General features: G+C 38.6%; 17 protein-coding genes. 10 read left to right on the top strand and 7 right to left on the bottom strand.

The window, feature by feature from the left end:
* Positions 1-23 precede the first annotated feature (23 nt).
* The 6 genes from ESZ39_RS10405 (at position 24) to parC (ending at position 9,571) form a co-directional block, all read left to right on the top strand.
* Entirely contained in the window at positions 24-809 is a 786-nt protein-coding gene (locus ESZ39_RS10405; protein ID WP_223270345.1) for a metallophosphoesterase, read from the top strand.
* 24 nt (positions 810-833) lie between these two features.
* Entirely contained in the window at positions 834-1,433 is a 600-nt protein-coding gene (locus ESZ39_RS10400) for a YqiA/YcfP family alpha/beta fold hydrolase (protein WP_146879845.1), read from the top strand.
* Positions 1,434-3,323: a DNA topoisomerase IV subunit B gene (gene parE, locus ESZ39_RS10395; protein ID WP_146879844.1), complete on the top strand. Its 1,890-nt coding sequence runs from the start codon at positions 1,434-1,436 to the stop codon at positions 3,321-3,323.
* Positions 3,324-3,975: 652 nt separating this feature from the next.
* Positions 3,976-5,892 (top strand): diguanylate cyclase, encoded by a 1,917-nt coding sequence (locus tag ESZ39_RS10390; RefSeq protein WP_191321756.1) that lies wholly within the window; start codon positions 3,976-3,978, stop codon positions 5,890-5,892.
* Positions 5,885-7,147, top strand: a complete 1,263-nt coding sequence (locus tag ESZ39_RS10385) for a GGDEF domain-containing protein (protein WP_146879842.1) — start codon at positions 5,885-5,887, stop codon at positions 7,145-7,147. The genes ESZ39_RS10390 and ESZ39_RS10385 overlap by 8 nt, the downstream gene beginning before the upstream one ends.
* A 135-nt stretch (positions 7,148-7,282) precedes the next feature.
* Entirely contained in the window at positions 7,283-9,571 is a 2,289-nt protein-coding gene (gene parC, locus ESZ39_RS10380; protein WP_146879841.1) for a DNA topoisomerase IV subunit A, read from the top strand.
* A gap of 726 nt (positions 9,572-10,297) precedes the next feature.
* Here the strand turns inward: parC and ESZ39_RS18370 are convergent.
* The 3 genes from ESZ39_RS18370 to tal all read right to left on the bottom strand — a co-directional run bounded on the left by ESZ39_RS18370 (position 10,298) and on the right by tal (position 11,859).
* Positions 10,298-10,468, bottom strand: a complete 171-nt coding sequence (locus ESZ39_RS18370) for a DUF6942 family protein (protein ID WP_411266875.1) — start codon at positions 10,466-10,468, stop codon at positions 10,298-10,300.
* Between the two features lie 135 nt (positions 10,469-10,603).
* The gene (locus ESZ39_RS10375) at positions 10,604-10,777 is read right to left on the bottom strand and encodes a DUF3545 family protein (protein ID WP_146879840.1); all 174 of its coding nucleotides are present in this window, start codon (positions 10,775-10,777) and stop codon (positions 10,604-10,606) included.
* Between the two features lie 119 nt (positions 10,778-10,896).
* A complete protein-coding gene (gene tal / locus ESZ39_RS10370) occupies positions 10,897-11,859 on the bottom strand; it encodes a transaldolase (RefSeq protein ID WP_146879839.1) in 963 nt (320 codons plus the stop codon).
* Between the two features lie 295 nt (positions 11,860-12,154).
* Between tal and yaaA the strand changes: the two genes are divergently transcribed.
* Positions 12,155-12,931, top strand: a complete 777-nt coding sequence (gene yaaA / locus ESZ39_RS10365; protein WP_146879838.1) for a peroxide stress protein YaaA — start codon at positions 12,155-12,157, stop codon at positions 12,929-12,931.
* A 209-nt stretch (positions 12,932-13,140) separates the two neighbouring features.
* On the opposite strand, the gene ESZ39_RS10360 is transcribed toward yaaA, so the two are convergent.
* Together ESZ39_RS10360 and ESZ39_RS10355 are read right to left on the bottom strand one after the other, a co-directional pair.
* On the bottom strand, positions 13,141-14,175 hold the full coding sequence (locus ESZ39_RS10360; RefSeq protein WP_146879837.1) for a homoserine dehydrogenase: 1,035 nt from the start codon (positions 14,173-14,175) through the stop codon (positions 13,141-13,143).
* A 52-nt stretch (positions 14,176-14,227) separates the two neighbouring features.
* Positions 14,228-15,664 (bottom strand): aldehyde dehydrogenase family protein, encoded by a 1,437-nt coding sequence (locus tag ESZ39_RS10355; RefSeq protein WP_146879836.1) that lies wholly within the window; start codon positions 15,662-15,664, stop codon positions 14,228-14,230.
* 155 nt (positions 15,665-15,819) lie between these two features.
* Here ESZ39_RS10355 and ESZ39_RS10350 point away from each other — a divergent pair, with 155 nt between their 5' ends.
* On the top strand, positions 15,820-16,296 hold the full coding sequence (locus ESZ39_RS10350) for an Lrp/AsnC family transcriptional regulator (protein ID WP_223270344.1): 477 nt from the start codon (positions 15,820-15,822) through the stop codon (positions 16,294-16,296).
* Between the two features lie 639 nt (positions 16,297-16,935).
* On the opposite strand, the gene srmB is transcribed toward ESZ39_RS10350, so the two are convergent.
* On the bottom strand, positions 16,936-18,171 hold the full coding sequence (gene srmB, locus ESZ39_RS10345; RefSeq protein ID WP_146879835.1) for an ATP-dependent RNA helicase SrmB: 1,236 nt from the start codon (positions 18,169-18,171) through the stop codon (positions 16,936-16,938).
* Between the two features lie 101 nt (positions 18,172-18,272).
* Positions 18,273-18,797, bottom strand: coding sequence for a flavodoxin FldB (gene fldB, locus ESZ39_RS10340; protein WP_146879834.1), 525 nt, complete (start codon positions 18,795-18,797; stop codon positions 18,273-18,275).
* 274 nt (positions 18,798-19,071) lie between these two features.
* On the opposite strand from fldB, the gene dsbC reads away from it, so the two are divergent.
* The gene (gene dsbC, locus ESZ39_RS10335) at positions 19,072-19,860 is read left to right on the top strand and encodes a bifunctional protein-disulfide isomerase/oxidoreductase DsbC (RefSeq protein WP_146879833.1); all 789 of its coding nucleotides are present in this window, start codon (positions 19,072-19,074) and stop codon (positions 19,858-19,860) included.
* Positions 19,861-19,972: 112 nt separating this feature from the next.
* Entirely contained in the window at positions 19,973-21,742 is a 1,770-nt protein-coding gene (gene recJ / locus ESZ39_RS10330; protein ID WP_146879832.1) for a single-stranded-DNA-specific exonuclease RecJ, read from the top strand.
* Positions 21,743-21,863: the final 121 nt, after the last annotated feature.

Genomic DNA, 21,863 nt, shown 5'->3' with positions numbered 1-21,863 from the left:
AGAAACTAAAGTGAAGACGCTTAATGTCAGATAAAACTATGTCCAATAGCTCAAGGTCAAAAAAGCTCACCTTAGCGCAAATTAGTGATAGTCATTTATTTGCTGACTACAATGGCTTGCACCACCAAGCTAATGTTTACCAGCATTTAAAAGATGTGCTGTTGGCGATCAAAAAGCAGCCGTCAGTCGATGTCATTGTTTTTACCGGTGATTTAACACAAGATCACACACCAGAGTCTTATCAGCTCTTTGTCAGGGCCTTTGAAGCATGTGAAATTACCACACCGGTTTATTATATTGCCGGTAATCATGACGAGCCGCTGTTATTATCACGCTATTTGTCAGGCGGACCTTTTTGCCAAGACAACATAATCGAAAATGATGATTGGCAAGTGTTATTGTTGGAAAGTAAAAGTGCTACGCCTGCTGGTGAAATTAGCAAAGCACAGTTTGCTATGGCGGGTGGCACTATTGACCCAACCAAAGCTCAGTTGTTATTAATGCATCATCATCCGGTTGATGTTGGTTATTTTATTGATCAGCATGGCTTAACAAACCCAGCAGAATTTCAACAGTTTTTAACTGACTATTCCTCGATAAAAGCCGTAGCGTGTGGCCATATTCACCAAGCATTGAGTTTGTCGATAAAACTACCAGATAGAACGGTGAGTTTATATAGTTGTCCGGCAACATCGATTCAATTTGACATTAATGCAGAAACCGCCAAGTCAAATGGCCAACCGCCTGGTTATCGAATATTTACCTTGGCTAGCAATGGCGAGCTCACCAGTAGGGTCTATTTTGTTTAAATTAATCACAGGAAACAAATTATTATGATTAATATATTGTACATTCATGGTTTTAACTCCTCACCCCGGTCCATGAAAGCCGAGCTCACGCGAAAGTTTTTCGCTAAAAACCATCCAGAAATAAACTTCCATTGCCCACAAATAGCCTCTTCACCCCATACTGCTATAGCGCAACTTGAGGCTATTATTACCCTTGAACCCCAGGCGACTTGGTTATTAATAGGCTCGTCTTTAGGCGGATATTTTGCCACCTATCTCGCTGAAACATATCAAGCAAAAGCGGCGCTGATTAACCCTGCTGTTAAGCCATTCGAATTGATAAAAGGTTACCTCGGTGAGCAAGTAAACCCTTATACAGACGAGTGCTATCAAGTTAAAGCGCAACATATAGTTGAATTAAAAGCGCTTGAACAGGAAAGAATTTCTAATAATAATTACTTGGTCATGGTACAAACCGGCGATGAAGTGTTAGATTACCAACAAGCTGTTGAAAAATACCGCCAGTGCCAATTGGCAATAGTGCAAGGGGGAGATCATAGTTTTATTGATTATGAAAATACCTTGCCTAACATAGCGTCATTTTTCAACTTACCTCTATACCAGCCTAATGATCAGAACCTATAAATGAGCGAACAATATAATTCCGACTCCATTGAAGTCTTAAGTGGCCTTGACCCGGTACGCCATCGTCCTGGCATGTATACCGATACTACTCGTCCTAACCATATAGGCCAGGAAGTTATCGATAACTCTGTTGATGAAGCATTAGCCGGGCATGCACAAAATATTACTGTCATTCTTGATAAAGACCAATCATTAGAAGTGATTGATGACGGTCGAGGTATGCCAATTGATATTCACCCAGAAGAAGGTGTGTCAGGGGTAGAACTTATTTTTTGTAAGCTCCATGCGGGTGGTAAATTTTCTAATAAAAATTATCAATTTTCTGGTGGTTTACATGGTGTGGGTATTTCTGTTGTCAACGCTTTATCTACCCGTGTAGACGTGTCGGTCAGGCGTGACGGTAAAGTCTATGAAATGGCTTTTGAAAGTGGCTACAAAGTAGAAGAGTTAAGAGAAACTGGCACTGTTGGTCGTCGTAATACCGGCACCCGGGTGAAATTTTGGCCTGACGCCAGTTATTTTGATTCTGCCAATTTTTCAGCACGCCGGTTAGTACATTTGCTAAAAGCTAAAGCCGTACTTTGCCCCGGATTAACCATAAAATTTCATGATAAAAATGAAGATAATAAATATCAATGGTGTTATGAAGACGGTTTAGTCGACTATCTAAAAGAGTCAGTTAAAGGTTACCCAAGCTTGCCAGAAGAGCCTTTTGTTGGCAATTTCACCTCAAAACACGAAGCCGCTGAATGGGCGATAACCTGGTTGCCAGAAGGCGGTGAATCAGTGGGCGAAAGCTACGTTAATTTAATTCCTACTGTGCAAGGCGGTACCCATGTTAATGGTATGCGCCAAGGCTTATTAGAGTCAATGCGTGAGTTTTGTGAATTTAGAAGCTTACTGCCACGTGGTGTTAAGTTAACGCCAGATGATATTTGGGATAAGTGTTGTTATATTCTCTCAGTGAAGATGGAAGACCCCCAATTTGCTGGACAAACTAAAGAGCGACTCTCTTCACGCCAATGTGCAACATTTATTACTGGGGTAGTAAAAGACGCTTTTAGTTTATGGTTAAACGAGCATACTAGCATTGCAGAAACATTAGCTGAATTTTGTATTTTTAATGCCCAACGACGTTTACGTGCTGGCAAAAAAATCATACGTAAAAAAGTCACTCAAGGGCCAGCTTTACCGGGTAAGTTAACCGACTGTGGTAGCCAAGATATTTTGCGTACAGAGCTATTTTTGGTCGAGGGTGACTCAGCCGGCGGTAGTGCAAAACAAGCCAGAGATCGTGAAATTCAAGCCATCATGCCGCTACGGGGTAAAATCTTAAATACCTGGGAAGTTGACTCTGGACAAATCTTAGCCTCTGAAGAAGTACATAATATTTCGGTGGCTTTAGGTATTGACCCTGATAACGATGATTTATCAGGACTGCGCTATGGTAAAATTTGTATACTTGCCGATGCCGACTCTGATGGTCTACATATCGCTACTTTGCTTTGTGCGTTATTTACACAACATTTTTTGCCTTTAGTTCAAGCTGGGCATGTCTATGTGGCTATGCCACCGCTGTATCGCGTTGATGTCGGTAAAGAAGTATTTTACGCTTTGGATGAAGCGGAAAAAGACGGTATTTTGGATCGAATTGAAGCAGAGAAAAAGCGTGGTAAAGTCAACGTACAGCGATTCAAAGGTCTAGGTGAAATGAATCCATTACAATTACGTGAAACCACCATGGACCCCAACACCCGCCGCTTAGTGCAGTTAACGGTTGATGATCATAGTGAAACTATGGAATTGATGGACATGTTGCTCTCTAAAAAACGAGCCGGTGATCGGAAAATTTGGTTGCAATCTAAAGGTGACTTGGTTGAATTGGATTAAGTTTTCAGCATGGAATCAAAAAAATCAGTGGATTATTTTACAATATTAATGAATATTAATGAATATTAAAGCGCTTTAACACCATATGTTTTTTAGATTGAATATGTACCTTCTAGCTTATGTAAGAATAATTTATTATTGAGTAGTGTCTTTTACCCAATAGATGCTATGCGTCAGTGACCACTAATAATTTATATGGCTAATATTACCAACCCGTGTTGCTAATATTAGCCATCGAATTCGTTCACCAGTATCAACACCCTGTGGCATAGCCTAAGGATTACCCTGAGTTTTGGTTACAGCAACTTTTTGATAAAATGTTGGTGCCAGCGGGTAAAGGCGTTTATGTTGGTTTTATTGCGTTAAGTTAGCAGGCGAACGATGACTTTTATTTATGTGCTGTGACATTAGGTAGGCGTTGCAACGTCGAACTCAAAGCAAGGGCATGATAGGGTGCAGCTGATTATGGTTGCCTTGTTGTTGACTTTTATGGTGGTAAAGTAGTAGCAAGTAACTGAAAAATAATTAAAAAAACAATCTTGATGATAGGTAAGTTATTGCTTTTTAGTATAAAAAATAATAGTTATCATTTACCTAAATTCGTTTTATACTATTAATTTCATATTATCACATGGATTGTTGGAGCACAGATTTGTTAAGAAGTTTTGTAAAATTAACCTTTCAAAATAGTGCCCTGATTTTTTTTGTTTTTTTGTTAATATCTTGTAAATCAAATGCTTTGCAGTCTTTAACTAAGAGCGATTTTAATAGTGTTTTATTACGCGCAGAACAGCTTAATAACAGCGATCCAAAAGCTGCATTGGTTTTATTAAATACACATAAAACCGAGCTAAACACCCAACCTATCACCAATCAAGTAAATTACTATCGTATTGAATCTGCGGCCTACGCCGACCAAGCGTTATACAGCTTAAGTGAGGCATCGTCAGTGCAGGGCTTAAAACTTGCTAAGCAAATGAATAACCCTAGTATATTTATTGCTGAGCTCGCTTACACCAAAGGTTTTTCGATAGAAAGCCTCGGTGATTTTGAAGGGGCTTTTTTAATTTATCAAAACGGATTAGACGTTGCTCGCTCGATGAATAATCAGAAATTAACCGCGCGTGGTCTGATGAATATTGGGGCAATATTATATTTACAAAAAGATTATAAACAGTCATTAATTACCCTTAATCAAGCGTTGGAACTGGCAAATGACATTGCAGAGGATACACTTTTAGGCCACATCAATAATGAGTTGGGTATTTTATATAAGCGTTTAGGTGAAAAAAGCCAAGCAAATGATTATTTTCAGCAATCGTATCAGTATTTTAAGAGTGCGGGTAAGCATAACTATGCGCTCAAAAGTTTGATGAATGTGGCTAATAACCACACTAACCAAAAGCGTTATGAGCAAGCTATTAGTGTTTATCACGTGTTAGAAAGCGAAATTCAGCCTAATACCAGTCATGAATTTATCTATAGCGTCTATTTAGGTCTAGCGTGGGCACTGAGCAATAAAGATAATGCTGATCAGGAAAAAGCCTATCAATATATTCTACTTGCAGGTGAATATGTTAAAGATGTAGAGCAACATTTACTCAAACTTAAATACACCATAGATAAAGCTTATTTTTTAGAAAAAATGGCGCGTTACCAAGAAGCATTAGCGAGCCTTGAGCAAGCTGAAATATTACTTGAGCGTAAAACCAGTAATATTTATGATACTAGTGAGCTGAAAATTCTTTTTTTAAGCGCTAAATTGCATTATGCCTTAGGCAATTATAAGCAAGCATATCAAATTCAAACTGAACATTTTACCCAGTTTATAGCAGGTGAGCAGGTACAAGAAACCACTGAAATTGATGAGTTAATATTGCAATATGAAAGTGAAGCTGCTCAACGACATAAAAATATTTTAGAGAGAAAGCAGCGTATACAAGACTTACAACTTCAACAAATGACACTTGACGTAGATAACCGTAAGGCATTTGTTGGCATATTAGCACTGTGTACTTTGCTATTAGCTTGGTACTTATATCGTGTTATCAAAGGGCAAAGAAATTTAATTCATGTTACTCGCACCGATAGTCTTACCGGCGTAGTTAATCGACGTAGATTACTTGAGCTAGGTGAAGAGTACTTTATAAACGCCCAAAACAATCAACAAGCCTTTAGTGTTTATATGATTGATATCGATTTATACAAAAAAATTAATGACCAGTTCGGTCACATTATTGGTGACAAAGCGTTAAAAGAAATTGCTATTCAAGGTCAAAACCTAATGCGAACTAGTGATGTTTTTGGCCGCTTTGGCGGTGAAGAATTCATTGCTTTATTGCCAAACACCGGAAGCAGTGAAGCATTAGAAGTGGCACAGCGACTACAAGAAAACATCGAACAAGCAAAATGGCAAACTCAGCAAATCAAGCTGTTAAAGGTAAGTATTGGTGTCGCAACATTTGAACAAGATAATTATACCAACTTTTCAGCTTTGTTAAAAATTGCCAACGAGCAGTTACTAAAGGCCAAACAGTCTGGTTGTAATACAGTGAGTTACCATGAATAAATATTCGCTGCTTAAGGGCGTGACTTTATATTTTTTGATGATCTTTATCAGTACGGCTGTGAACGCTGAGGAAATTATTGGCCAGCAAGAGGTCTTTAATCAGCTTGATAGCTTCTATGCTAAACAGCAAAGTAGCACTGTTTTTTTGGCGATCAATAACAAAATATTATCACTCAACACCTTGAGTTTGCGTGACAAAGTGGCAGCACAAGTTAAGTTTTTGGCTTTACAAGAGTTGTCTTTAACATTTAATGTCGCTGAACAATACCTCTTATATGTTGTACGTGCCAATATTGATGATACTGCAGGGCAGGAATATAAAGTTATTAATTGGCTTAATAAAGCGCTTAAACTTGAACCGTTACTGGCTAAAAATCAACTCAACACACCCTTATTTGCAGGTGCTTATTTAACCCTTGCAAACATCTATGCAAGTCAAGGTGAAGATAAAAAAGCCTTTGATAGTAAAAAACAGTACATTACAAAGTATTTTGCCTATTTGAAACAACAAAAAGCATACCGTGTTAAAGGTTTAAATGAAAAATATCAGATTGAAAAAAAGCATGAAGAAAACGAGTTACTGACACAAAATAGCCAAATACAGCATTTTGCACTTGCCCGTGCTGAATCTGAACGTAGTCAACAGCATCTTAACATTGCCATTTTTATTGCCGTAGGAAGCCTGTTTCTCTTATTACTTTTACGACAATTTAAAATTCGTCAAGCGTTAAAGTTACTGGCAAAAACCGATAGTTTAACGCTATTGCCTAATCGTCGTTCATTTTTTAATAACGGTGCTACTTTTATGACCCAAGCATTAACTGCTGATAAAGCACTTAGTGTTTTAGTTTTAGACATCGATAATTTAAAGGATATAAACGACAACTTTGGTTATGATGTGGGCGACAGTATTATTTGTCATGTTGCCGTGTTGGCCAGTGAAACGATGCGTTCTCGAGATTTTCTGGCACGTATTGGCGGAGAAGAGTTTGCCGCTATTTTACCCGAAGCCAATATCGAACAGGCACGTGCTATTGCAGAACACATACGTGAGAAAATTCAAGCTAATGTTAGCAAAAATCAAAACAATAATATTGAAGTTACTGTCAGTATAGGTATTGTCAGTATTGCTGATGTTAGAGAAAATTTTGATAGTTTGTTACATGCGGCTGATTTGGCTATGTATCAAGCAAAGGCCAAGGGTCGCAATCAAGTTTTTAGCTATGCTATAGAAAGAAAAGAAAATCAAGATTAATCACTTTCGAGCGATATTTATCGCCTAAAAGTGTTCTTTCCACTGGTATAATCAGCTAAGCTACCCCAGATCAATAATAATAAAAGTGACGCTTAATAATTCGGCATTAAGTGAGCTTTTTAGGAAAATACTTTCATGTCAGATGCAATCGACTTTAGTTTAGACGGCGTTGAACAACGCCCTCTAAGACAATTCACTGAAGAAGCTTATTTAAATTACTCGATGTATGTCATCATGGATCGTGCCTTACCCCATATTGGCGACGGCTTAAAACCGGTGCAACGTCGTATCGTTTATGCCATGTCAGAATTGGGCCTGTCCGCATCAGCAAAATATAAAAAATCTGCCCGTACTGTCGGTGACGTACTAGGTAAGTTTCATCCCCATGGTGACTCTGCCTGTTACGAGGCTATGGTATTAATGGCGCAACCCTTTTCATACCGTTATCCATTAGTTGATGGGCAAGGCAACTGGGGCGCTCCTGACGATCCAAAGTCATTTGCCGCCATGCGTTATACCGAAGCGCGTTTATCACGCTTTAGTGAAGTTTTATTAGCAGAGTTAGGCCAAGGTACGGTTGATTGGTCGCCTAATTTTGATGGTACCATGCAGGAGCCTAAAACCTTACCTGCGCGCCTACCACATATTTTACTGAACGGTATTACTGGCATTGCTGTCGGCATGGCAACGGATATTCCACCGCATAATGCTAGAGAAGTGGCGAATGCTTGTATCCATTTAATTGAGCAACCAAAAGCTGAATTAGCTGATCTACTCGATATTATTCATGGGCCAGACTATCCGACTGATGCTGAAATTATCACCCCTAAAGCAGATATTGAAAAAATTTATCAAACTGGTCGCGGCAGTATTAAGATGCGTGCGGTTTATGAGCAGTTGCATGGTGAAGTGGTTATTACTGCATTACCACATCAGGCTTCTGGCGGAAAAATATTAGAACAAATTGCTAATCAAATGCAGGCCAAAAAGCTGCCAATGGTGGTTGATTTACGTGATGAATCAGATCATGAAAATCCTATTCGTTTAGTGATTGTACCCCGGTCAAATCGTGTTGATATTGAACAACTGATGCAGCACTTGTTTGCCACCACTGATTTAGAAAAAAACTTTCGTGTGAACTTAAACATGATTGGTTTGAACAACAAACCTGCCGTTAAAGATATTAAAACCATATTAAGTGAGTGGTTAGAGTATCGACGTGAAACAGTACGTCGTCGTTTGCAGTATCGATTAGATAAAGTATTAGCTCGTTTGCATCTTTTAGATGGCCTATTAATCGCTTATCTTAATATTGATGAAATTATTGAGATCATAAGAGGCTTTGACAACCCAAAAGCTGAGTTAATGTCGCGCTTTGAGCTGTCAGAACGCCAAGCCGAATCAATATTAGAAATTAAACTGCGCCAACTCGCTAAGCTTGAAGAAGTTAGAATTCGTGCTGAGCAAGATGAGCTAAATATAGAACGTGAATACCTTGAAAAAATACTCAGTTCTAAAGTTCGCATGAACACTTTAATGAAGAAAGAAATTTTAGAAGCCGCTGAAAAATACGGTGATGACCGTCGCTCGGTTATTGTTGAGCGACAGGAGGCAAAAGCTTTATCTGAAAAAGATCTTATGCCGAGTGAGCCTGTTACCGTTGTGGTCTCCCAAAAAGGCTGGGCACGTTGTGCAAAAGGTCACGACATTGACGCACAAGCATTAAGCTATAAGTCAGGTGACGAATACTTATGCTTAGCAAAAGGGCGTAGTAATCGTCCTGTGGTATTTTTTGACTCCGCGGGTAGAGCTTATGCCACTGATGCCCATAGTCTACCTTCAGCGCGCAGCCAAGGCGAACCGCTAACCGGACGTTTTAACTTGGTGAGTGGTGAAAGTTTTGAAAAAGTGCTAATGGCTGAAGATGAATGTCGTTACTTACTCAGTAGTGATGCTGGTTATGGGTTTGTGGCTAGCTTTGCCGATATGGTCAGTCGTAATAAAAATGGTAAAGCATTATTAAGTCTGTCTGCAGCGGCGAAGGTGATGACACCAAAAGTGATTAGCAATTTAGAGATGGAATTAGTGCTTTCAATTACCTCGGAAGGGCGCATGCTGGTTTTCCCAATCAAAGATTTACCTATTCTGAGTAAAGGTAAGGGTAATAAGATAATTAATATCCCTACTGCGAGGGCTAAAGCACGTGATGAATATGTAACATTACTTGAAGTGTTACCACCCGATAGTGCCATCACCTTACATGCTGGTAAGCGCAAGCTAACGCTAAAAGCGAGTGACATTGAACATTATAAAGGTGAACGTGGCCGTCGAGGTAATAAATTGCCAAGAGGTTTACAACGGGTTGATCATATCGTTGTCGAGCAACAAAACTCAGATATAGAGCCTGAAACTCCTGAGAGTTAACACTGGTTGTTTAGCAACTAAGAGTTAATAAAAAAAGCCTTAAGGTTAAATACCTTAGGGCTTTTTTATGCTCAGGACGAGCGGTATGTTTTTTTGTTTACGGTAGTAATACCAGTTCCATTAAGTTTGTGATCTTGTTGTGCGCAGGAAAAATAATTCAAGGTAAGGCGCTCGATTGAGCAATAGCTGGCTATTGGGAGTGAGAGCAACACAGCCTTGAGCTATTTTAACTAGTACAAGTGAGCAATAACTTAATGGGATTGGTATAATACCAAGTTGATTAATTACCTACTCATTTTTAATGGTTAAAATGAATAACTACTTGTTCAGGACAATAGGCTCCTGCATTGTCTAATAAGCTGCATCCATGCACCCACCCATGCATCCATGCAGCGATAATGATTAAATAAATAACGCCGTAGTGGGTTGTTTTAATCAGGTGAAATGATCAGATAATTAATGAGATTGGTATAAGGACAAATAGTAACGCCTAGTTCAAGATTAATGGCGAAATCATGACTTGGCCAAGTGCAATTATTACACCATTCTAGTTGCTCAGCGTAGCCTTTGCCTAATATAGGTGTAGTTTTGATTAGGCTTAGAGCTTAATAAACTAGAGCTTAATAAACCAGAGCTTAATAAACCAGAGCTTAATAAATCAGGGGCTGAAAAAAGTAAGCAATGATTACTTTCCGCTTGTAATAGCAGCTTGTCTTTTAAGTCTTGCTAGCAAGTAAACTTTTCTGGTGATAATTCAAATAGCAACTTAGCGTAGACATTAAAAGTCTTGCGCCAATGGTTACCGGTTTCATCAGTGATATGGGCAATTTCATCTGCCACTAAAGCTTTAACGCTAGTCAGGTTTTGGTAATACGGCAGTGGTGGACAGTTTTTTATATAGAAAAAATTGTGCTGTTAAGAGCGCCTAAACTTACAGCTTTATTTTTCATTGACTTCCTTCAATAAAAATCCAATAAAAAACCCGGTACAATCCGGGTTTTTAGTCGTTTCTATTAGCCATACTAAGCTTAATTAAAACTCTTTCAACATGTTTTCCAAAGAATAATCATAAGCCTTTAATTCTTTTTCCAGTTGAAATTTTTCTTTCAGTTGTTCAATTTCACGCCACTTTCTTTTTTTATTATTACTTGAACTTGATTTAGGCCGTTTGCCTAAAGAGTCCAATACTTGTTGAAAATTTTCCATGGTATGCTCCTTATTTCTACAACTGTAGTATTTAGTATCACAGTTATTAACAAAAAAGAAACATTATTCGCATCTTTGTTACAAATTCATGGATTTCACAAGCTTCCTAATTTAAAAATTTAAAGCATTGCCTTTAATTGTTGCTCAAGTTTAACTTGGTCAATGGTAAAGTTGCGAATGCCTTCTGCGAGCTTCTCTGTTGCCATGGCATCTTGGTTCATTTGCCATCTAAATTGTACTTCATTAAGTGCAGGTTCATTGGCTACTGCTGCGTGGTCGCTGAAAAGTTTTTGCGATAATGTCGCTGTTGAATTGGCTAACTCGTCCATTAAGTTTGGGCTGATCGTTAGTCGATCACAACCGGCTAATTCAAGAATCTCACCAATATTGCGGAAACTCGCACCCATCACCACAGTTTTGTGGCCTTTAGCTTTGTAATAGTTATAGATACTCGTTACTGACACTACGCCCGGATCTTCGCTGGCTGAGTAGTCACTACGGCCAGTATCTTTTTTATACCAATCTAAAATACGACCAACAAAAGGTGAAATCAGATAAATATTGGCTTCGGCACAGGCCTGTGCTTGAGCAAAGTTAAACAACAACGTTAAATTGCAGTTAATGCCTTCAGCTTCTAATTGCTCGGCTGCTTTAATGCCTTCCCAAGTCGAAGCTATTTTGATTAAGATACGATCATTACTAATGCCAGCTTCGTTGTACATAGCGATAAGTTTATAGGCTTTAGCAATCGATGCTGCTGTATCAAAAGATAAACGCGCATCCACTTCTGTTGAAATTCTACCTGGGACTATCTTTAAAATTTCTAAGCCAATGAGGACTGAAAACTTATCAGCAGCATCAGTGACTTGCTGTTCAGCACTTGATGATTGAGTTTTTGCCCACGTTACAGCGCTAGCAAGTAGTTGCTGATAATTAGCTAAAGAAGCTGCCTTTAATAGTAAAGACGGATTGGTGGTAGCGTCTTGTGGTTGAAACTTAGCAATAGCTTCAATATCGCCCGTATCAGCAACAACCGTGGTCATTGCTTTTAGTTGAGAAAGTTGAGAAAGTTGATCGGTCATAATATGTCCCTTGACGTTAATAATGTAATCAGGTGGTTTTATTGCGTAAATTTTGGTGAAATATTACAACATTTACAAGCATTTTGATTAAAAATAGTGAGGTTTCACTGTTATTCTTTCCTATTTGTATCAAATTTTCATAATTTAGCAAGTGTGATGATGAAATAATCTAGATAAAACGCCTTATTATCTGTTTGTTCGCTAACAGTTCAGTGAGCAATTCATCATGAAGATAATTATATTCGTTTTTTCCTGTGTTATAGTGGCAAAAACTTTAAGATAGAGTAGATAAATAATGTTACTTGTTGTTTCTCCGGCGAAGAACTTAGACTATGAATCCCCTGTTGCTACCGAGCGATATTCACAACCTGAACTATTAGCACATAGTAAAGTGTTGATGAAAAAGTGTAAAACATTAACGCCTGCGGATATTAGTTCATTAATGACTATTAGCGATAAACTAGCTGGCCTAAATGCGGCGCGTTTCGGTGAATGGGCAACGCCTTTCACGCCAGAAAATGCTCGACAAGCGGTGTTAGCTTTTAATGGTGACGTATACACTGGTTTAGATGCTAAATCGTTTAGTGAAGATGACTTCAGCTTCGCTCAGCAGCATATGCGGATATTATCAGGCTTGTATGGCCTATTAAAACCGCTCGATTTAATGCAAGCATATCGATTAGAAATGGGTAAAAAATTAGATAATGATCGCGGTAGTAATTTATATCAATTTTGGGGCGATATTATCACTGAGCACTTAAATACCGCTATTGCCGCCCAAGGCGATGATGTGTTAATTAACTTAGCGTCAAATGAATACTTTAAAGCGGTTAATAAAAAAGTATTAAAAGCCGAGGTGATAACGCCAGCATTTAAAGATTGGAAAAATGGTCAATTTAAAATCATCAGTTTTTTTGCCAAAAAAGCTCGAGGCTTAATGGCGCGTTATATTATTGAGCACCAAATTACTGATCTTGAAAAGCTAAAAGACTTTGATGTTGCAGGCTATCAATATTCCAGTGAATTAAGTAAAGCTAATGACTGGGTGTTTACCCGTAAAGAGGTCGGTTAAACCAATTTATTACAGGGTCATTTATTTTACTCTTATAGCACTACGGAGTGCTTAACACTTTACAAAATATTACTCATTAACTCTACATTAGTGGTCATCTTGACTAAGCTACTAGATGTAGCTTAGTCAATTTATCATAATGACAAGAAGATAATAGCCAAAATAGGTCAATATCATTAAGTCAGCAATATTGACCTACTATTGACTTTTTAGACTGAGTTTTTATGTATTGAAAGTATATCTTCAATAACAGCGTACCCTGTTTCCAAGCGACCAGCACCTGGACCAATTAAGGTAATATCACCGAGTAACTCTGTTGAATAAGTAATAGCATTTGTTGCGCCTTTAATCGACGCTAATGGATGTTCACTCGATACCATCTCAGGTTTAACTGATGCTAAGAATCCATCGTTATGCTTTTCAACGGAGCCAATTAATTTCCAATGCTTATTTAAAGCAGTAGCGTTAGCGATATCATCATTTGTAATGTGGCTAATGCCTTCACGATCTATATCATCTAATGTAAGCGATAAATCCATTAGAAGATTTCCTAAAATAACAACTTTTGCAGCAGCATCATAACCTTCAACATCGCCGGTAGGATCTGCTTCAGCATAACCAAGTTCTTGAGCTTGTTTAAGAGCATCTTCATACTTAGCTCCTGAAGACATCTCACCTAATATATAATTTGTTGTACCATTAAGGATCCCTTGAATTTTTGTTATTCCTGCGGCTAACAGCATCTCACTACCTAAATTTATGGAAGGAGTTCCACTCATTACAGTGCCTTCAATACCAATTTGAACATTTTTGCTTAATGCCAACTGGCGAAGTTCAGGAAAGTGTAAAGCAACGGGGCCTTTATTAGTCATAGAGACATGCATACCATTATTTAATGCTTGTCTAATATGACTTACTGCGGGCTCACCTGTTCGTAAATCGGTAAAAGCAAGCTCTACCAGAATATCAGCTCCACTGTTATCGATTGTTTCAGTCGCATTCCAACCTGTAATTGGAGCAAGTGTACTTTTTAGATCGCCATTTTTTTCTAAATCAGATAATAAAACTTCAGGATCCAAACCACTAGGGTTAGAAATACTGCCTTTATATAAGTCACACACAGCTACGATGCTTAAATTGATACCAAACTTTTCTATTAATAGTTTTTTTTTGTCACTAATAATTTTAGTTAAGCCTTGACCTACATTGCCAAAACCGATGATTGCTAATTTGTATGTTTTCATTATCTTCTTCCTAAGTTATATCTTTAAAATGTTGAATGCTTTTATGACCATATTATTTTCGTAAATTAAAACAATAAGTTTTTATGTCTGTCATTTCTTTAACAGCATTCATCACACCTTCTCGACCAACACCTGAGCCTTTAACTCCGCCAAATGGCATTGCATCAATGCGATAATCACTGCTGTCGTTTATCATTACGCCACCACAATCCATCGAGTCTGCAAGTTCAAAAGCTAGTTCAAGGTCATTGGTAAATATTCCAGCTTGTAAGCCAAATTCGACATCATTTGCTTGAGCTATTGCTTCTGCTTTATCAGAAAATCGATACAAGACAGTAATAGGTCCAAACACTTCTTCTTTGGCAATTAAGCAATCATTACTTACATTTTCAAAAACAGTAGGTTGAAAAAAGTTTCCCTCTCTTTTACCACCACACAGTAATGTCGAATTTTTTTCAAGCGCATCTTGTACCATGGCTTCAAGTTTAAGCGCTGCGTGATTATTAATCATTGGGCCCATCTGTGTAGACTCAGATAGCTTATCTCCCATAGAAATCTGGCTTGCACGAAGACAAAATTCTGCGGCAAACTGTTCATATAGTTCATCTTGAATAAAAATTCTTTGAACGTGTAAACAGTTTTGGCCCGCGGCCCCGAAAGCTCCACTTACACAGGCCTGCATTGCCATTTCAACATTCGCATCATTCATGACTATCGCTGGACAATTACTGCCAAGTTCCATTGATATTTTCTTTAAACCGGCGAGACTTAAAATTCTTTCTCCTACACTTTTTCCGCCAGTAAATGAAACCATATTAATACGAGGATCTGATACGATCATATCGCCTATATTTACTCCATACCCGGTAACTAAATTTAAGATACCTTGAGGTAAATCTGTTTTATTAAAGAGTTCTACCAGCAGTTTTGCTACCAGAGGCGTTTCATGGTGGGGTAGCAGAATTACTGAATTTCCTGCCGCTATCGCGGGACCTATTTTATGAGCGACTAAATTTAATGGATCATTAAAGGGAGTAATAGCGGCAACAACACCAAGCGGTATTCTACGATAATAGCCAAACCTATGTTCAGAGCCAGGGGCTTGATCAAAAGCAATAGTCTCTCCGGTTAAGCGTCTAGCTTCCTCTGCGCTGATGCGTATAGTCTCTACACACCGAGAAACCTCTTTTCGGGCTTCATTAATAGTTTTAATACCTTCACGTGCAATCATTTGAGCGAAAAGTTCTTTTTGATTACTTAAATTATCAGCAACTTCATTAAGTACAGTCATGCGAAAATTTGAAGAAAGTTTTTTAGCTTTCTGGGCTCCTATGACTGCTGCCTCAATAATAGAGTCAACTTCACTTACAGAGTTGTTCACAACTGTACCGACTAAACTGCCATCTTCAGGGTTTAATACTTGTATCAGTGCTTGTGAATTTTTTATATCTATAGTCGTTGTAGGAGACAAACTTTGTATTGTAGGCATGGAGATATTCCTTTTTTAATGGTTTAGCGAACTACAGATAGTTTAGCTAGCACTTGTGGTACACATCAGGCTTTATTTTAAAAAAAATGAGTTTATATTCGTGCTTTTTAAGCGATGTTGATAGAATCATATCAATACTGACGAAAGTGTATTAAATGATGAAATTAAGTAAGCAAGATCTAAAAATCTTAGAATTATTGCAAATAGATGTAAAAACGTCTGTTGAGCAGCTTTCTGAAGCAGTGGGATTATCGACGGCAAGTATACAGCGGCACTTAAAGCGCTTAAGAGATAATAAAGTTATTGCTCAGGAAGTAGCGATAATATCGCCTAGCGCTGTAAATCAATCAATGACTTTTATTATATCTGTACAACTCAATAGAAATTATAATGATTGTTTCAATTATTTTAAAAACAAAGTAAAAAACAATAATAATATCCAGCAGTGTTATTACATTACAGGTGAAGCAGACTTTGTCCTGATAGTGACAGCAAAAGGTATGGAAAACTTTGAAGAATTTACTCAATTATTTTTTTTTAGTGATATTGCTGTACTCCATTTTAAAACATCTGTTGTTATGGGTAGAACAAAAGTTAGCTTAGCATTACCGCTTAATTGTGTAGAGCTATGAACTATGTTGCTAAATTATGCGGGTGAGATTATGACAGGTACAGATTTTTATGTGAGCTATTTTAACTAGTACAAGTGAGCAATAACTTAATGGTATTAGTAAGCCAAGTTTGATATTTGTATAGCAAATGGCGTCAGCGATTGAGTTTTTAGGGTAAAGGTAACATATTAATACCAGCTACCCTTGAAGATAGTGGATATAATACCAGTTCCATTAAGCTTGTGATCTTGTTGTGCGCAGGAAAAATAACTCAAGGTAAGGCGCTCGATTGAGCAATAGCTGGCTATTGGGATTGAGAGCAACACAGCCTTGAGCTATTTTAACTAGTACAAGTGAGCAATAACTTAATGTAATTGGTATAAGAACCTGGGTCGCTATTTCATTAAGCAATCAGCTATTAAGATTAATCAAAAATTGTCAGCTTTTAGTGAAAAGAGGTTATCAGTTAATCATTGATGGCAATATCAGTTTGGATAAAACGCTGTTATTAATTAAACTACTAAGCTCAAATACTGACTAATCGATTTAGTTCGTTCACCATTAATTCAGCGCGATAAAACAAAAAACCTAAACGGGAAGGTTTAGGTTTTTTTAACGATTAACCGAACACTTATGATTAGTAGTGCTCGTTTTTAGTGTCTAGCTTTTACTGCGTTTCGCTACTTTTTTCGCTTTAGCTTTCTTTTGAGCTACGGTTCTTTTTACTTTGGTTTTTTTAACGGCAACACGTGCTTCTTTGTATTGTGGTCTTAAGGTTTCAATAACACGGCGGGGTAGGCGCTCTTTAATATAGCGCTCAATTTTACCGATAACGGTCATGTCATGCGCTTCAACCAGTGAGATAGCGGTACCTTTATTGCCGGCTCGGCCAGTACGCCCGATGCGATGTAAATAAATATCGGCGGTGCGTGGCATATCAAAGTTGATCACATGGGTTATATCGTCAATATCAAGACCACGCTCTGCAATATCGGTAGCGACTAATACTTTAACCGTACCATTGCGTAAACGCTCGACTGAAGTATTGCGTTTATCTTGTTGCATTTTACCTTCAAGCCAAACACAAGGCACGTTATCAGCATACAATTTACCGGATAAATATTGCACGGTTTCACGTTTATTGGCAAAAACCAGCGCACGTCCTACTTCTTCTTGTTTCAATAAGTTAAGCAATAAGGCGAATTTATGATCTTTGTCATCGGCTAGATGCATCCATTGATGAATTTTTGCTTTTTCTTTTCGAGAAGGACTTGCTTCTAAAAATACTGGGTCGTTTAACAGTTCGCGAGAAAAACGTACTACAGCAGCCCCTTCTAGGGTGGCAGAAAATAGCATGGTTTGTTTGCGCCAACGTGCTTCGCCAACAATGCGATTAATGGTTTCAGCAAAACCCATGGTGAGCATACGGTCAGCTTCATCTAGAATAAGGATTTCAATTTCACGGCTGTCAAACTGCTCACTTTCAATGTATTCCATTAACCGGCCAGGTGTAGCAACCAAAATATCGGTGTTACCGGTGAGTACTTCTTTATGGCTGCCATAATTAACACCACCGGTAATAACGGCAGATTTAATATTGGTTAGCGCAGTTAACTTCTCACATTGCTCATGAGTTTGTATGGCAAGCTCGCGGGTTGGCGACAAAATCAGTACACGTGGAAAACCTTGTGGTGGGCGAGGATAATCAAGCAAGTGTTGAGCAGCTGGCAAAATAAACGCTGCTGTTTTTCCTGTTCCTGTTGGGGCCGAAGCTAATACGTCTTTACCTGTCATAGCGACAGGAAGTACTAATTCTTGGATAGACGTTGGCTTTTTATAGCCTGCATTTTCAATGCCGCCCAATAATGCGGAATCTAGGTCAAACTGCTCAAACATGTAATAATTTTCTTTGGGGATTAATAAGGGTGATTATAATGGCAAAATACGATTTATCCTAAAGATCTTGCCAAATTTGTCTAATTATTATGATATTTAACTTAATCTACTAGAATATCTGCGATTTCAGCGCTAATTTGTTGGCACCACTGTTTGATCCGTGCTTCGCTAGCATCGTATTGGTTGTCTTCATCAAGGGCTAAACCAACAAAATGTTGCTGATTTGCTGTTAGTGCTTTTGACACTGCAAAGTCATAACCTTCATTGAGCCAATAACCGATAACATAGCCGCCTTGTGCCAGCACTTGATCATGTAACATGCCAAGCGCATCTTGAAACCAATCGGTGTAACCAATTTGGTCTCCCATACCATAAAGAGCAACAATTTTCCCCTCAAGATCAATGTTGGCGATTTCTGGCCAATGTGACTCCCAGTCTTCCTGAATTTCACCATAGTCCCAAGTAGAAATACCTAAAATTAAGATGTCGTGATTCGCCATTTCTGTCAGTGGTATATCTTTAATATTAAATAAGGTGACGTTATCTATGCCTAGTTCAGCTTGAATTTTTTCTGCTGCTATTTCGGTATAACAAGTGGTTGAGCCGTAAAATAATGCGATGTTCATTGATAAATTACCGAGGTTTAACGAACCACTCTAGGTGGTTGCTGAGCGAGTGGTGAGATTTTAGCAAAATTCTCGCCAATAAGATGCTGTACATTGCTATTGAAAGTCATATTTTATCAGATCAGTTAGCTATTGGCTGGTGTAGTGTTATTGCAATTATGGCTTTTTCACTGTAATTTTAGAGGCATTAGAGCGGTCTTGGTATTTATCTAAAATTACAAAAGTAATTTTCCGCTCATTTTCCGTTCATATAGTTAAGGTATGGTATTGATTTATGTCTAAGAAATTTTTATTGGCTGCTGCATTTGGCTTGTTAAGTATGACCCACAATGTTGCCGCGTATGCTGAGCCAGCAAATAACAGTGTGATGTTACCTGTTACACAGTCGCCTGAGTTGCAAGGGCTAAAAGCAAAGTTGTCACAAATGTTAGGGTTTAATGTTGCTAGTATCAAATCATCTCCCATGCCTGGTGTTGTTGAAGTGCTGACCGATCAGGGCTTATTTTATGCTAGTGCCGATGGCAATTTTTTATTGCATGGTAAAATGTATGGATTAGGCGAAAACGTGAGTAATTTAACTGAAGAAAGTTTAGCGCAAGTGCGGGTTGACGGTATGGTTCAATTCTCTGATGCTATGATTGTGTATCCCGCTAAAAACGAAAAGCATGTAGTAACAGTTTTTACTGATATCACCTGTGGTTATTGTCGTAAAATGCATAAACAAATGAGCGCTTATAACGACAAAGGCATTACGGTGCGTTATTTAGCGTATCCACGTGCTGGCGTAAAAGACCAAACCGGCAGTTATTCACAAGGCTTTAAAGATTTACGCTCAATATGGTGCCATGAAGATCCTAAGTCAGCGTTAACAAAAGCGAAAAGTGGCTCTTCAGTGGCGGCACGTATTTGTGATATGCCTATTGAAGACGAATTTGACTTTGGTCGTCAAGTAGGCGTTTCTGGCACACCGGCCATTGTATTAGCCAATGGCATGATGGTGCCAGGTTATCAAGACCCAAGTAAATTGTTTACCTTATTAGAGACCTCTCAACAAGGTGGTTAATATCGAACAGATTCATCAATTTATTCGATTGGTATAACTTAATTTTTTGATAAAATGGCAAGTCATTCACTTGCCATTTTTGTCTCTAGCGTTTCAAGTATAAGGTTCATTCATGCATAAAGAGATCATTCGTCGAGCGCAAGTTAGCGATGAGCATTTACCCGATACACTACATCCACTTGTTCGACAAATATATGCACGACGTGGTGTTACCAACAAAGAACAACTTGAATTAACCGCGTCACATTTATGTGCTGTTGATTCGCTAAAAGGCTTACCTGAAGCATGTGAACTGTTGTATCAGGCACTGCAAGAGCAAAAAAACATTACAGTGATTGGTGACTTTGACGCTGACGGAGCCACAAGTACGGCATTAATGATGGAAGCATTACAAATGCTAGGTTCAACAAACCATCATTTCTTAGTGCCCAACCGATTTAAGTACGGCTATGGCTTAACCCCTGAAATTGTTGATATTGCTAACTCACAAGGCGCGCAAGTATTGGTGACTGTTGATAATGGCATTAGCTGTATTGCTGGTGTTAAAAGAGCGAAGGAGCTAGGGCTGCAAGTGGTGGTTACTGACCATCACTTACCTGGCGCAAATTCACCACCTGCCGATGCCATTGTTAACCCAAACCAAGTGGGTTGTAATTTTGCCAGCAAGTCGTTGGCCGGTGTTGGTGTCGCATTTTACTTTATGTTGGCGTTAAGAAAATATTTACGTGAACAGCAATGGTTTGAACAGCAGAATATTAAAGAACCTAATATCGCACAATTACTTGATTTAGTTGCCTTAGGCACGGTTGCTGATGTGGTGTCACTTGATGCCAATAATCGAATTTTAGTCGAACAAGGACTCAAGCGTATTCGAGCAGGAGCTACGCGCCCAGGTATTCAAGCCTTAATAGAAATTGCCGGTAAAAATCAGCAAAAATTAGTCGCCAGCGATTTTGGCTTTGCCTTAGGCCCACGTATCAATGCGGCAGGTCGATTAGACGATATGGCGTTTGGCATTAACTGCTTACTGGCAAAAGATTTATCAAGCGCTAGAGTGATGGCAGCCGATTTGGATGACTTAAATAAAGCGCGCCGAGAAATAGAGCAGGGCATGCAAATTGAGGCAGAGCAAGTACTGGCTAGTTTACAATTTAGCGAAAGCAATTTACCCCATGGCATTAGTTTGTTTCATGGTGACTGGCATCAAGGCGTCATCGGTATTGTTGCTGGGCGCTTAAAAGAAAAGTATCATCGCCCGAGTATTGTTTTTGCCAAAGGTAATGATGACGATGACCTAGATGCTCAAGCCGCTGATAGCGATAGCATTGAGATCAATGAGAATGAAATAAAAGGCTCAGCGCGCTCTATTCCAGGTTTACATATTCGTGATTTACTTGAGTATATTGACAGCCAACACCCTGGTATTATTATAAAGTTTGGTGGTCATGCCATGGCGGCAGGTTTATCAATACCGGCAAATAAATTTCAACAATTTTCAACGCTATTTGAGCAATATGCCGAGCAGTGGTTAAGTAAAGAAGCTTTAACGGGTGTGCTGGCCTCAGATGGCGAGCTATTAACTAACAATATGACACTGGCTTTTGCACAGGTCTTACGTGAGGCTGGGCCGTGGGGACAAAACTTTCCAGAGCCGGTGTTTGATGACGTTTTTACGCTTGTTCAGCAACGCATTGTTGGCGAAAAACACTTAAAGCTTGTGGTAGAGAAAGACCAGCAAGTATTTGATGCCATCGCCTTTAATGTTGATATTAAGCGTTGGCCAGACAACCAAGCCAAGCAGGTGAAGCTAGCCTATCGTTTAGATATCAATGAGTTTCGCGGTAAACAGTCGGTACAATTAATGGTTGAACAATTAGACTGAAGGTTATCAATACCATTATCAGTTTAATCGGTGAGAAAAACATCATAAAAACAGTATTTCATTATTCAAGCAAGCGTTTATTTAATCGCATAATTAGGCTATAATGCGCGACTATTTTTTT

It is taken from the genome of Colwellia sp. C1TZA3 (assembly GCF_007954265.1).
Classification (GTDB): Bacteria; Pseudomonadota; Gammaproteobacteria; order Enterobacterales; family Alteromonadaceae; genus Cognaticolwellia.
This window is presented reverse-complemented; position numbering and strand designations above follow the sequence as displayed.

What these genes read in the sequence shown, in the direction of transcription:
- ESZ39_RS10405 (WP_223270345.1), top strand. Translation starts at nt 24, where the DNA reads ATGTCAGATAAAACTATGTCCAATAGCTCAAGGTCAAAAAAGCTCACC.
- ESZ39_RS10400 (WP_146879845.1), top strand. Translation starts at nt 834, where the DNA reads ATGATTAATATATTGTACATTCATGGTTTTAACTCCTCACCCCGGTCC.
- parE (WP_146879844.1), top strand. Translation starts at nt 1,434, where the DNA reads ATGAGCGAACAATATAATTCCGACTCCATTGAAGTCTTAAGTGGCCTT.
- ESZ39_RS10385 (WP_146879842.1), top strand. Translation starts at nt 5,885, where the DNA reads ATGAATAAATATTCGCTGCTTAAGGGCGTGACTTTATATTTTTTGATG.
- parC (WP_146879841.1), top strand. Translation starts at nt 7,283, where the DNA reads ATGTCAGATGCAATCGACTTTAGTTTAGACGGCGTTGAACAACGCCCT.
- ESZ39_RS10375 (WP_146879840.1), bottom strand. Translation starts at nt 10,777, where the DNA reads ATGGAAAATTTTCAACAAGTATTGGACTCTTTAGGCAAACGGCCTAAA.
- tal (WP_146879839.1), bottom strand. Translation starts at nt 11,859, where the DNA reads ATGACCGATCAACTTTCTCAACTTTCTCAACTAAAAGCAATGACCACG.
- yaaA (WP_146879838.1), top strand. Translation starts at nt 12,155, where the DNA reads ATGTTACTTGTTGTTTCTCCGGCGAAGAACTTAGACTATGAATCCCCT.
- ESZ39_RS10360 (WP_146879837.1), bottom strand. Translation starts at nt 14,175, where the DNA reads ATGAAAACATACAAATTAGCAATCATCGGTTTTGGCAATGTAGGTCAA.
- ESZ39_RS10355 (WP_146879836.1), bottom strand. Translation starts at nt 15,664, where the DNA reads ATGCCTACAATACAAAGTTTGTCTCCTACAACGACTATAGATATAAAA.
- ESZ39_RS10350 (WP_223270344.1), top strand. Translation starts at nt 15,820, where the DNA reads ATGATGAAATTAAGTAAGCAAGATCTAAAAATCTTAGAATTATTGCAA.
- srmB (WP_146879835.1), bottom strand. Translation starts at nt 18,171, where the DNA reads ATGTTTGAGCAGTTTGACCTAGATTCCGCATTATTGGGCGGCATTGAA.
- fldB (WP_146879834.1), bottom strand. Translation starts at nt 18,797, where the DNA reads ATGAACATCGCATTATTTTACGGCTCAACCACTTGTTATACCGAAATA.
- dsbC (WP_146879833.1), top strand. Translation starts at nt 19,072, where the DNA reads ATGTCTAAGAAATTTTTATTGGCTGCTGCATTTGGCTTGTTAAGTATG.
- recJ (WP_146879832.1), top strand. Translation starts at nt 19,973, where the DNA reads ATGCATAAAGAGATCATTCGTCGAGCGCAAGTTAGCGATGAGCATTTA.